The sequence below is a fragment of the Ancylomarina salipaludis genome (genome assembly GCF_004122035.1).
Taxonomy (GTDB): domain Bacteria; phylum Bacteroidota; class Bacteroidia; order Bacteroidales; family Marinifilaceae; genus Ancylomarina; species Ancylomarina salipaludis.
Genome location: NZ_SAXA01000007.1, coordinates 220,547 through 233,565 on the forward strand (window position 1 = coordinate 220,547; position 13,019 = coordinate 233,565).

Sequence of the window (13,019 nt, forward strand, 5' to 3'; positions counted from 1 at the left end):
ATGAACAGATATATATATTTATTCTTCATCTGCATTGGCTTGTCTTTCAGTGCATGTGATGAAGATTATTTAGACGTGAAATCTCCCGATCAGTTAACTGGAGAAAGTTTTTGGAGAAACGAAAGTGACGCCGAAGCAGGACTAGCTGCTGCCTATTCTCAGCTTGAGTGTGCCACCAGCTATTGGGGCTTTGCCGAAATTAAATTTACAGTCGAATTATTTCCCTCTGATTTAATCAAACTGGGTAATGATGCTTTAAATTATGAAGATTGGTTCTCAATTTTCAATTTTAACACGACTGCTGGTAATACACAAACAACACAATATTGGAATATCCACTACAAAGGCATTAATTATGCCAATCAGGTCATCGAAAAGGTTGGTGAAATGACTGAGGAGCAAATTAATACCAGTGCTAAGGACAGAATCCTTGCAGAGGCTCATTTCCTTAGAGGCTATTATCATCTTAAGTTACTATTAAACTGGGAAAAAATTATTCTGCGTGATGCCTATCCTAAAGGATTGTCCGGAATTGATAAGGGTGTAAGCGAAAGAACCGAATGCTGGGATTTTATTATAAAAGATTTTGAAACCGCAGCAATCCACCTACCTGAAAATAACTCTATTGAAAATATGGGGCGTGCAACAAAATGGACAGCTTTAGCTTTCTTAGGTAAAGCAAACCTATTCTGTGCCAGTGAAACCAATTCAGATCCTGCTAAATATTACAAAGCTGCAAAAACTGCATTTGAACCAATTGTTGCAAAAAAAGGAGATAATTTAGAAACATCTTTTATCTCTATGTTTGATGGGACAAACCAAAACTCTGACGAGGCATTATTCGAACTGCAATTATCGACTAATACGGATAATGGTTCTTGGTTTAAATTCCCATATCACCGTTGGTTAAAACCCGCTGGTTTAGGTGGATGGGATGAGATTGCCGGTAGTGATTTCCTTCTTCAGGAATTTAAAAAAGAAGGTAAAACGGCTATAGACGGTCGATTTGACCATCGTCTGTACGAGACTCTATTCTTCGATGATGAATATTTCAATGATGCAGCCAATCCACGAGTATACAGTTATACTTACAAAGAATGGTGGGACTACAACGGTATTCCTTATGACAAGACTGGTTTCAGAAAATACCTTCCAAAAAGCGAAGATGAATTCTATTCAACCGCAATTGGAAATAATATTCCATTGCTTCGTTATGCAGACGTTTTACTAATGTATGCTGAAACCCTTAACGAGTTAGATGAAACATCAGCTGCAATTCCTCATATCAACGTCGTAAGAGCACGCGCAGGAATGCCTGCGATGACCGGATCATCAAAATCAGATGTGACTAAACAGATTGAACATGAAAGGATTTGCGAATTGGCTATGGAAGGATCACGATTCCACGACTTAAGACGTTGGGGCAAACTTAACGCAACAATGGCTGATCACGGAAGAACAGGAGTTAGCGATGCAACACATTTTTTCCCTATTCCTGAAAGTGAGATTAACTCTAATAATGCTATCGAATAAACACTTTTTTTCATAAGTAAGTAGTTGGCTTATTGAGCGGAGTTTTAATTAACTTCGCTCAATATTTTTCAATACAACATAAATCTTTGCAGTGTATTTTGTTTATTTTGCGAAACAATTCAATTATTAATTGATAATATCTGATTCAATTATGCTACTCGACATCATCATCGTCCTATCTATTATGATATTAGGAATAGGAATTGGCCTATTTATTGGTAACCGCCCCAAAATCATAAAAGTTGTTGGCGTTTTAACTTCATTCGCCATCTTTCTTTTACTATTTCTGCTGGGAATAGGTGTAGGTACAAATGATAAAATCATCAAGAACCTTCACTCTATAGGTTTACAGGCTCTCGTCCTGACGCTAGGAGCCATACTCGGTTCGTTGATTTGTGCCTGGGCAACCTATAAATTCTTTTTCAAAACCGGGAAATAATCCCATTATCCAACATCTGAATTTCAACTCAAAATCTGAAATCAACAAGCGTCAATTAATTATGAAAGGCAGTTTAATTATTCTTAGTTTTTTTGTTTTGGGCTTAATCCTTGGCTTAACCCGCTTTTTACCCACTACTCTCTTGGAAGGAAACTTCAGCATATACGCCCTATACCTTCTTATGTTTTTAGTTGGCATTGGTATCGGTACCGATCGTGATTCATGGAAAGTGATTAAGCAAGTCAACATTAAAATCATACTTGTTCCCCTTTCGGTGATTGTGGGTTCATTAATTGGTGTGTCAGCCGTATCTGTCTTTTTATCCAACATCAATTTTGGCGAGGCTATGGCTGTGGGTGCCGGTTTTGGCTATTACAGTCTTTCATCAGTTATGATAACAGAATTTCATGGTGAAACCTTAGGCGTTATTGCTTTATTATCAAATATCATTAGAGAAATCCTTACACTACTGGCCACACCTCTTTTTGTAAGATATTTTGGAAAGCTTGCCGGGATTGCATCAGGCGGAGCAACAGCGATGGATACCACCATGCCCATCATTGTGCAATACTCAGGTAAAGAATATGCCATCATTGCAGTTTTTAGTGGGATTGTGCTAACAATATTAGTCCCTGTTATTGTACCACTAATTCTCCAATTTTTATAAAAACACAACGACTAAACTCTGAGAACGAATCAGCTTACACATTAAGCAGTTTAAACTCATTTTAAAGCACATAAAAGCTAAAAACAATTTATTTTTTATAAATTTACTCCACCATTAACATCCAGTTGAATGATTTGCTTTAACGAATTCATACTTCTCTATAATTGTTCGTACAAGGGTCTGTACGAATGCTGGATCTGTTAACTTCTTCCCCCACTCTATTATCCCATTTTGTTCATTAAAATTCAATAGATTATACTCTTTACATGGGACTATTGTATTCTGTAAATTGGACAAAACAAACACTTACAAGCTAAAACCAGCTCATTGTAAGCAACTATAAAACAAAGCTAAACAAACCCAAAATCCACTAATATGTTTTCAAAAGAAACTTATATCAACAGACGCAATAAACTTAAATCTGATGTTCAACCCGGCATTCTTCTATTTTTAGGGAATGATGAATCAGGCATGAATTATGCCGACAACACCTACCATTTCCGTCAGGATAGTACCTTTCTCTATTTCTTTGGTTCTGACTATGCAGGCTTAAATGCCATTATAGATATTGATGAGAATAGAGAAATCATTTTCGGGGACGAATTAACAATAGACCATATTGTATGGATGGGAACTCAACCTACCATAAAAGAAAAATCAGAGCATGTTGGAATTCATGAAACAGCACCTGCTGCTCAACTTAAAGATTATCTGCAAGCAGCAATGGCAAAGGGAAGAAAGATACATTATTTACCGCCATACCGTCCGGAACATCAGGTTAAATTATTTGAACTTTTAAATATTGTGCCATCTCAAGCCAATGCGGGTCAATCTATCGACTTTGTAAAAGCTGTGGTAAACCAGAGAAATTACAAGAGTCAGGAAGAAATTGTGTTAATTGAAGATGCCGTAAACATTACTGCTGATATGCATTTGGCGGCTATGAAAATGGCTCGTGCAGGCATGAAGGAATCTGAGATCGCAGCAGCCGTTCAACAAGTGGCAATTGCTGCCGGTGGACAACTGTCCTTTCCGGTTATTGCAACCATCAACGGACAAACACTGCACAACCATTATCATGGCAACACCCTAAAAAGTGGCGATATGTTACTTCTCGACTGTGGAGCAGAAAACAGCATGCATTATGCTGGTGATATGTCGAGTACCTTCCCGGTTGACAAAACATTCACAACTCGCCAAAAAGAAATTTACCAAATCGCTCTTAATGCCCACGAGGCAGCGATTGAAATGCTTGCTCCGGGTGTAAAATTTAAGGATATTCATTTAAAAGCCGGACGAACCATCGCCGAAGGTATGAAGGAACTGGGCTTTATGAAAGGGAATCTGGACGAAGCCGTTCAACAAGGTGCTCATGCACTTTTCTTCCAGTGCGGACTCGGTCATATGATGGGTATGGATGTGCATGATATGGAAAACCTGGGTGAAGTTTATGTTGGCTACAACGGCGAGCCTAAAAGCACACAATTTGGACTAAAGTCACTGCGTTTAGGTCGTGAATTGGAAGAAAATTTCGTGCTGACTATTGAGCCCGGCATCTACTTTATTCCTGAGCTAATTGATATGTGGAAAGCCGAGAATCGCTTCGCTGAATTTATCAACTACGACAAAGTAGAACAATACAAAGATTTTGGTGGTTGCCGCAACGAAGAAGACTTCCTGATTACCAAGGATGGCGCTCGTCTTCTGGGGAAACCTATTCCTAAAACTATAGCTGATGTCGAAGCTATGAGATAAGTGTTATGGGTTGTCAGTTTTCAATTGAAACAGACGAAAACTGACAACTCTATTTTTTCCATGATTTTAGAATTCATGCTCATACTAAACCAAAGAGAAATATGGTCAGCGCTTTCGTTTGAGGAAGCACTAAGCGCCATGGAAGAAGCTTTTCTGCTTTTTGAGGCAGGAGACTTTCACATGCCCGATCGCATGCATGCGCACCACGGAGACAATACCCTGCTTCTGATGCCTTGCTTCACCAATCAATATTTTGGAACAAAACTCGTTAGTGTAAACCCGGAAAATCCAAAAAGAAATCTACCTGCCATTTACGGCAGTATGATTTTAAACGATACGACAAGTGGTGAAGCCTTATCACTAATGAATGGTGCGGCTCTAACCGCTTTCCGTACCGGAGCTGTTGGAGGTATTGGTATAAAATACACCACGCCTGTAAATGCAAATTCAGTCGGCATTATTGGCACTGGCGTGCAAGGCTTTACTCAAGCTCTATTTGCCTGTAAAGTCCGTCCTATCAAAGAACTTTACGTCTTCGATACGCAGCAAAAAAAAGCAAATGAATTTATTGCCAAGCTTAAGATGGAATTACCCCATCTAAAACTACAAAGCTGTAGCAGCAATATAGAATTGGTAAACAAGAGTCAAATTATCATTACAACAACCACCTCGAAAAAAGCAGTTGTTCCTGATGATGCAGAACTGATAAAGGGGAAGCATTTTATTGGCATTGGATCCTACAAACCCGATATGCATGAATTTCCTGCACAACTTTACCCGCTTCTGGATAAATTATATGTGGACACACCCTTTGCCAAAGAAGAAACCGGCGATGTAGCAACTGCTCTTAAAAATGGACTCATTTCAGATTCACAAGTGACTCCAATTAGTAAACTTATTGCATCAAAAAAAACAATAGCTGAAACGACCAGCCTATTTAAATCTGTTGGCATGGCTTTATTCGACCTTGTTATGGCTCAAAAAATATACGCGCGTGCAATGGAATCAAAAATCGGTTCCGAAATAGAAATCTAGATGTTATCAGCTTTTCTCACTTTAACCTTTATCCTTAAACAATGAACATACTCGACAATTGGAAATGGGAAGCACCCAAAGACTGGTTAAAAATAAAAACCATCGACCTGCACACCGGAGGCGAACCCTTACGCGTATTCACCCATGGCTTGCCAGAGATCAAAGGCAATACCATACTTGAAAAGCGTCGCTACTTTCGTGATAATTTTGATTACATCCGTACCGGAACTATGTGGGAACCCCGTGGACATGCTGATATGTACGGGGCAATCATTACTGAAGCCACTACTGAAGATGGAGACTTCGGCACTTTCTTCTTACACAACGAAGGTTACAGTACCATGTGCGGTCATGCCATGATTGCACTAATTACACTGGTTCTGGATACAGGTATGATTGTTCGCGAGGAAAACGATCCCATCATCCGCATCGATGCTCCTCCGGGAAGAATCACTTGTCAGGCTTTCAGAGAAAAGGGTAAAGTACAACGCGTTTCTTTTCAAAATGTTCCCTCATTTATGGCTTTGAGAGATCAAATTGTCAACGTCCCCAAATTAGGCAAAATTAAATTTGACTTGGCTTATGGAGGCGCTTTTTATGCTTATGTACAAGTTGAAGATTTGGGTTTAAATCTGGATGAATCAGATTATAATAAGCTAATTGACTATGGCCGTAAAATCAAATATGCCGTCATGGATCAATTCGAAGTAAAACATCCCTTTGAAGAAGACCTAAGCTTTTTATATGGAACAATCTTTATTGGAGAAGCGAACGATCCCAAGCATCACTCACGCAATGTCTGCATTTTTGCCGAAGGTGAGGTCGATCGTTCTCCAACCGGATCAGGCGTGAGTGCCCGAGCAGCTATCCATTATGCTAAAGGAGAACTGAAAGAGAATGAGGAAATCACAATCGAGAGTATTTTAGGCAGCACCATGACCGTAAAAGTTGTGAAAACATGTGAATATGGCAATCATCAGGCCGTCATTCCGGAAGTGAGTGGCACGGCCTCGATAACAGGCCAAAACGAATTTTATTTCGACCCCAATGATCCTCTAAAGGATGGGTTTATTTTTAGATAAGACAACAACAACCATGAAAATAGAAAACCTGTAAGCTGAGTCAAAAGAATTATATAAGATTCACCTTATTTGCAGTAAGCCTTAGACTTTAGCTGTCAGGTTTTCTTTTTGATAAAAAACTCTAAATTGAAATCATATGAAAATCAAAAAACTCAAATATTTATTAGTCATCGCTGCCATAGGGCTTGTGACAGCCTGCCAAACACAGCCCAAAGATCTACTCACACAACTTAGCGAACTACCGAATGTAAGTGTCGAAAAAATAGTCGGCGATACCACTTTCAATGACTATTACGAAATGTGGTTCACACAGCCCATCGATCACGAAAATCCAAAACTCGGTACTTTTAAGCAAAGAGTTCTTCTGGGACACCGCGATCTTTCTAAACCCATGGTTGTTGAGATTCAGGGCTATAATATCTGGACTGAAAAAGCCGGAGAACTCAGTAAACTAATCGATGCCAACCAATTGACCATTGAACATCGCTACTTCAAACAATCAAGACCTGATAGCTTGCAATGGGACAAGCTTACCATCAAACAAGCTGCAGCCGACCAACATGCTGTCATTCAAGCCTTGAAAAAGATCTATAAAAACAAATGGATCTCAACAGGTATCAGCAAAGGCGGGCAAACAACCATTTATCATCGTTTTTTCTATCCCGATGATGTGGATGTGAGTGTGCCTTATGTGGCTCCGATGAACCTCAGCCGCGAAGATGAAAGAATACACAAACATCTGGCAAGCGTAGGAGATGAATTGACTCGAAAAAAAATCAAAGATTTTCAGATTGCGTGTTTCGAAAAGAAAGCCGAGCTAATACCATTACTCGAACAACTTGCTCTAGATAAAGATTACCAATTTTCGATAGGACTTGAGAAGGCTCTGGACCTGAATATTCTTGAATATTCTTTTTCCTTTTGGCAATGGGGTAATACCAATTCCGATGAAATCCCGGGATCGGATGCCAGTGCTGAAGAACTATTCCAGCACTTGACCAAAACGTCATCATTTAGCTTCTTCGAAGATAAAGATATCATTAAACAACAACCCTTTTTCTATCAGGCACTAACCGAAATTGGTATGTACAGCTACGAAGTTTCACCTTTTGCAAAATACCTCAACGCCCCAAAGAATTTAACTTTCGATTTTACTTTGCCCAAAGGTGTTGAAGGAGCTTTCATGCCGGAATCGATGCTGGCTGTCAACCATTGGCTACAAACTGATGCTGATAAAATGCTATGCATCTATGGTGAATACGATACATGGTCAGCAACTCAAGTGGATTTAAACGGTAATGACAAATGCAAGAAATTCATCAATCCTGCAGGAGCACACAGTACCCGAATTAAAAGCTTTCCTCCTGAAATGCAAAAAGAAATTGTGAAAGCGCTGGAAACCTGGTTGAAAATGGATATTGACGAAGAAAAATTAATCCGTAACTAAATAAAATTATTCTCTGTTTTCGATTATCAGTTTTCCGACAACAGAAAACAATAAGATATATGAAAAAGCTACTCATTCTACTAGGCCTCATCAGCCTGATAACAGGACAAAATACAAAGGCATGTACCGATATTGTCGCAGGCAAAAAGGCAACGGTTGACGGTTCGGTGATTACCTCCCACACCTATGGGGGGAACGATACACGAATTCGTGTTGTACACGGGCAAAAATTTCCGTCTGGAAGCATGTGCCCCGTTTATTACGGCATCCAGGAAATTAATGGAGCTTTGGATAATTACGGAGAGATTATTGGACAAATTCCACAAGTAGAACAAACCTACACCTACTTTCATTCAGCCTATTCGCACATGAACGAACATCAGCTGGCTATTGCTGAAAGTACTCTGAGTCAAAAACCGGAATTGCAGGTTGACAGAGAAACGGGCAAACAAATTATGACTGTAGAACAAGCTATGATTTTTGCCTTGCAGCGCTGCAAAACAGCTCGCGAAGCTATCAAATTCATTACCTCACTGATGGACAAATATGGATTTTTACCTTCTTGTGGTCCCGAATCTGAAGCGCTTTGTATTGCCGACCCCAATGAAGTTTGGGTACTCGAAATTGTAGCTGTTGGTCAAAACTGGACGCCTGAATCTGGAAAAGCGGGTGCCATTTGGGCCGCACAACGTGTACCGGACGATCACATTGCCATTGTCCCCAACTGGAGTATTATTAAGGAGATCGATCTTTCAAAACCGGAATGGTTTATGGCATCAGACAACTACAAGCAAGTAGCCATTGATCATGGTTGGTATAAAGAAAATTCAGGCAAACCCTTTATTTGGCAGGAAGCCTACAGCCCCTGTTTTCGCGAATGGGCAAGCGGTCGTTTCTGGTTATTCTACAGCACTTTTGCACCCAATTTAAAGCAATGGCCTGACCGTAGCTTGAGTGATCCTTACAAGGGGCAGGATGCCTACCACCAATATGTCGAGGATGTTTCACTCTACCCTTTTTCAGTAAAACCTGAGAAGAAAATCTCCGTACAGGACATTATGGCTTTTCAACGATCAACATTCGAAGGAACCATTTACGATAAAACTTCAGATCCGGATTGGTATGTCCCAAACAAGGACGGAAAACTTGTGAAGAGCCCCTTAACAACACCTTTCCCAACCACAGCCATGCGCGAATTACTGGATATTACAAATCGTCGAAATGTATCGAAAGGAAATTATGGGATGATCTGTCAGTTGCGATCGTGGTTACCTGATGCCATAGGTGGGGTTTACTGGGTTTTTCAGGATAATCAGTTCACATCTCCTTATGTGCCCATCTATGCAGGCACACAGAAAATCCACGAATCATATAAGAATTACAATCCCGACCAATACGATCCAACATCGGCACGCTGGGCTATCGACTTTGTGGATAACCTAATGTATTTGCGCTGGCAGGATGCCGTAAAAGATATGCAAATGTATCGCGACCCTTTTCAACAAAGCCTCTTCGACAATATGGAAGCCATTGATGAAAAAGCGACTGCCTTATACAATAAAAACCCTAAAAAGGCTAAGGCATTCCTGACTCAAAAAAGCAATGAAAATATGCAAGCTGTGGTAGATTTGTTCACGAAAATCAGGAATATCCTCATTACAAAATACACCAATAACAAACAAGGAAGCTAAACCATTCATCAGAAACAATTAATGATTAGCAATTACGTACAGACGCACAATTGTGCGTCTCAACCTAAGAACTAAAACTTACAATCGATAACGAACCATAAAATGAGAACAACTTTAACGCTAGTGCTTATTCTCTTCTACCAGGGCATTTTTGCTCAAGAGAACGCAGCTGTCAACGATTGGGAAAACCCTCAGATCATTGGCATTAATAAAGAAAAACCGAGAGCATCCTATTTTGCCTACCGCAACTTGAACAATGCTCTTAAAAACTCAAAAGAGAATTCAGAATATTATATCAATCTGAACGGCACATGGAAATTCAACTGGGTTCGCAAACCAGCTGATCGACCTGTGGATTTTTACAAAACCAATTACGATATCTCAGACTGGAAAGACATTAAGGTTCCCGGTCATTGGGAATTGCAAGGCTATGGTGTACCTATTTATACCGATGTCTCCTACCCTTTTCCAAACAACGAACCTTATATTCCGCACGATTACAATCCGGTTGGATCTTACAAAAGAAACTTTACCATCCCCGAAAATTGGAAAGACGAAGAAATCTATATCCACTTTGGTGGGGTTCGCTCTGCCATGTATTTGTGGGTAAATGGCAAAAAGGTTGGCTACAGTCAGGGCAGTAAAACTCCTGCTGAATTTGATCTTAGCCCGTATATTAAAATCGGTGTCAACCAACTTGCCGTCGAGATCTATCGTTTTAGCGATGGCTCTTATCTCGAAGATCAGGACTATTGGAAAGTAAGTGGTTTCGAAAGGGATGTTTACCTGTATGCCCGTCCGAAGACGCATATCCGAGACTTCTTTGCCCATGCCAGTTTGGATGAAACCTACACCAATGGTCAGTTTAAACTGGAGGTGGAGCTTAATAAGCTGGACAACAAAAAAGAACTACGATATGTGGAAATAAAGTTATACGATAAAAATAAAGTCGTATTTGAAGCTCAAGAAAAAAAACAAATCAACAAGGGCAGTAATCAATTTGCCTTTGCAGCTGAAATTCCCAATGTTCGCAAATGGTCAGCAGAAACACCTGAACTTTACAACTTGCAGATCAGCCTGAAAGGTTCGAATAAAAAAGACATTGAGGTCATCCGCCGCAAGATTGGTTTCCGCACAAGCGAAATCAAAAATGGCCTGCTTCAAATCAATGGGGTGCCTGTTGTTATCAGAGGGGTTAACCGTCACGAGCACGATGCCGACCATGGTCGTGTAATTACAGAAGAATCGATGATCCGAGACATCGAGTTAATGAAGCAATTCAATATCAATGCCGTAAGAAATTCACATTATCCCAACCGTGAACGCTGGTACGAACTCTGCGACCAATACGGCTTGTACCTGGTGGACGAAGCCAATATTGAGGCACACGGTTGCGATCCTTACAATAAGGAAAAGACCCTAGCTAATAAACCCAATTGGAAAAAAGCATTTCTGGACAGAACCCAATCGATGTTTCAGCGCAGTAAAAACCATGCATCCGTCATCATTTGGTCATTGGGAAACGAAACAGGTCGAGGCCAAAATTTTCACACCACTTATGATTGGCTTAAAAAGCATGACAGCTCTCGTCCTGTTCAATCAGAAGATTCCGGTCTGGAATCGAACACTGATATCTTTTGTCCGATGTACGATCGCATGTGGGAAATGATGAAATATGCCGAAAAAGTACAAACACGTCCACTGATACAATGTGAGTATGCCCATGCCATGGGAAACAGTGTAGGGAATCTGAAAGACTACTGGGATTTGATTTACAAACACAGACAGCTGCAAGGCGGTTTCATTTGGGATTGGGTAGATCAAACTTTCAGAAAAGTAACGGAAAAAGGCGATACCATTTTTGCCTATGGTGGCGATATGGGCATCTATAAGATACAAAACGATTCGAATTTCTGTGCCAACGGTTTGGTCAGCAGCGACAGGAAAATCCACCCTCACATTTGGGAGGTAAAGAAAGTCTACCAGCCGATTGCTTTCGAGAAAATCGATCACTCTTCCAATCAGTTTAAGATCATCAACCGTTACGATTTTACCGATTTGGATGCTTTTGATTTCAGTTGGACCCTTAAGGAAGATGCGACAATTATTGCAGCGGGTAAATTAGAACCTATAGCCCTAAAGGCACATCAGGAAAAAACAATTACTATTCCTTATCCTGCAATAGAACCTAAATCTGGATGTGAGTATTTCCTGGAACTTAAAGCCCATAGCAAAAAAGAGCAGCCACTTGTCCCAAAAGGACATTTGATAGCCTGGGAACAGTTCCAATTGCCCATATCAAAGGCAATCGAGGCGAAAGGGGTAAAGACACTTGGCAAGGTGAAACTAAAAGACAGCAAAGACGAATTAATTTTAACAGCCAAAGCCATTCAGATTCGCTTCTCAAAGAAAACAGGAAGCTTAAATTCATACCAAATTAACGGCAAGGAATTGATGGTTCAGGACTTAAAACCCTTCTTTTGGAGAGCGGTAACAGATAATGATTTGGGGAATGGCATGCCAGCGAAGTGTCAGGTTTGGAAAGAAGCCGGAGCCAATTCCCAAGTCGTATCATTCCAGAGCAAGCAACTGAGCAATCAGCTGATAGAAGTAATTGTTTCCCTTAATCTACCAAAGGTTTCGAGCAAATATAAAACCCGCTACCTGATTTACGGAAATGGTGACATAAAGGTTCAAAACAGCTACCATCCTGAAGCCAATACCATTCCCATGCTGCCACGCCTTGGCATGCAAATGCAGTTGCCAAAGGCTTTCAACCAGATCGAATGGTTTGGTCGTGGTCCGCAGGAGAACATGAGCGACAGAAAAACAGGGTATCCGGTGGGACAGTATAAAAGCAGCGTAGCCGAGCAATATCACCCTTATGTACGCCCACAGGAAACCGGGAACAAAACCGACCTGCGATGGATGGCTCTTACGAATCAGGAGTCTTTAGGTTTAATGGTGATTGCAGAATCAGAACTAGCCGGCTCAGCCTTACCTTTCGACTACAAGGAACTCTATCACTCAGGAAAGGGAAACCCTCAGAAACATGGCAATGAAATTAAGACAGGTGAAGTAATCAGCTGGCAGATTGACTACAAGCAAATGGGTGTAGGTGGCGATAACTCATGGGGAGCCCCCGTACACTCAGAATATTCGATTCCGGCACAAGATTACAGCTATGAGTTTATTCTTCGTCCTATAAATGGTGAAAAGGATTTAAACGAATTGAGTAAATTATGAAGTTGCTACATTTATACGGACAGTGAGTTAAGATATAGAATATTAATAATTTATATCTTAGATTATGGAAAAAGAAAGACGAAAATTTAGTAGAGAGTTTAAATTGAATGCTGTTGAGTTAAGT

General features: G+C 40.4%; 9 protein-coding genes. All 9 read left to right on the forward strand.

Annotated elements, in window-relative coordinates:
* A complete protein-coding gene (locus EO244_RS09690; protein ID WP_129254469.1) occupies nucleotides 1–1,533 on the forward strand; it encodes a RagB/SusD family nutrient uptake outer membrane protein in 1,533 nt (510 codons plus the stop codon).
* A gap of 151 nt (nucleotides 1,534–1,684) precedes the next feature.
* Nucleotides 1,685–1,972: a LysO family transporter gene (locus EO244_RS09695; protein ID WP_206734525.1), complete on the forward strand. Its 288-nt coding sequence runs from the start codon at nucleotides 1,685–1,687 to the stop codon at nucleotides 1,970–1,972.
* 61 nt (nucleotides 1,973–2,033) lie between these two features.
* Nucleotides 2,034–2,639 carry a lysine exporter LysO family protein gene (locus tag EO244_RS09700; protein WP_129254470.1) on the forward strand — a complete coding sequence of 202 codons (606 nt, stop codon included), beginning with the start codon at nucleotides 2,034–2,036 and terminating at the stop codon, nucleotides 2,637–2,639.
* Between the two features lie 375 nt (nucleotides 2,640–3,014).
* Entirely contained in the window at nucleotides 3,015–4,394 is a 1,380-nt protein-coding gene (locus EO244_RS09705) for an aminopeptidase P family protein (RefSeq protein ID WP_129254471.1), read from the forward strand.
* A gap of 75 nt (nucleotides 4,395–4,469) precedes the next feature.
* Nucleotides 4,470–5,429: an ornithine cyclodeaminase family protein gene (locus tag EO244_RS09710; protein ID WP_164977457.1), complete on the forward strand. Its 960-nt coding sequence runs from the start codon at nucleotides 4,470–4,472 to the stop codon at nucleotides 5,427–5,429.
* Nucleotides 5,430–5,470: 41 nt separating this feature from the next.
* A complete protein-coding gene (locus EO244_RS09715) occupies nucleotides 5,471–6,511 on the forward strand; it encodes a proline racemase family protein (RefSeq protein WP_129254473.1) in 1,041 nt (346 codons plus the stop codon).
* 136 nt (nucleotides 6,512–6,647) lie between these two features.
* Nucleotides 6,648–7,958 (forward strand): S28 family serine protease, encoded by a 1,311-nt coding sequence (locus EO244_RS09720; protein WP_129254474.1) that lies wholly within the window; start codon nucleotides 6,648–6,650, stop codon nucleotides 7,956–7,958.
* A gap of 59 nt (nucleotides 7,959–8,017) precedes the next feature.
* A complete protein-coding gene (locus EO244_RS09725; RefSeq protein WP_129254475.1) occupies nucleotides 8,018–9,649 on the forward strand; it encodes a dipeptidase in 1,632 nt (543 codons plus the stop codon).
* Between the two features lie 102 nt (nucleotides 9,650–9,751).
* Entirely contained in the window at nucleotides 9,752–12,895 is a 3,144-nt protein-coding gene (locus tag EO244_RS09730) for a glycoside hydrolase family 2 TIM barrel-domain containing protein (RefSeq protein WP_129254476.1), read from the forward strand.
* Nucleotides 12,896–13,019 lie beyond the last annotated feature (124 nt).

Excerpts from the sequence above, each read along its gene's own strand:
- EO244_RS09690 (WP_129254469.1), top strand. The coding sequence starts at position 1 with ATGAACAGATATATATATTTATTCTTCATCTGCATTGGCTTGTCTTTC.
- EO244_RS09695 (WP_206734525.1), top strand. The coding sequence starts at position 1,685 with ATGCTACTCGACATCATCATCGTCCTATCTATTATGATATTAGGAATA.
- EO244_RS09700 (WP_129254470.1), top strand. The coding sequence starts at position 2,034 with ATGAAAGGCAGTTTAATTATTCTTAGTTTTTTTGTTTTGGGCTTAATC.
- EO244_RS09705 (WP_129254471.1), top strand. The coding sequence starts at position 3,015 with ATGTTTTCAAAAGAAACTTATATCAACAGACGCAATAAACTTAAATCT.
- EO244_RS09710 (WP_164977457.1), top strand. The coding sequence starts at position 4,470 with ATGCTCATACTAAACCAAAGAGAAATATGGTCAGCGCTTTCGTTTGAG.
- EO244_RS09715 (WP_129254473.1), top strand. The coding sequence starts at position 5,471 with ATGAACATACTCGACAATTGGAAATGGGAAGCACCCAAAGACTGGTTA.
- EO244_RS09720 (WP_129254474.1), top strand. The coding sequence starts at position 6,648 with ATGAAAATCAAAAAACTCAAATATTTATTAGTCATCGCTGCCATAGGG.
- EO244_RS09725 (WP_129254475.1), top strand. The coding sequence starts at position 8,018 with ATGAAAAAGCTACTCATTCTACTAGGCCTCATCAGCCTGATAACAGGA.
- EO244_RS09730 (WP_129254476.1), top strand. The coding sequence starts at position 9,752 with ATGAGAACAACTTTAACGCTAGTGCTTATTCTCTTCTACCAGGGCATT.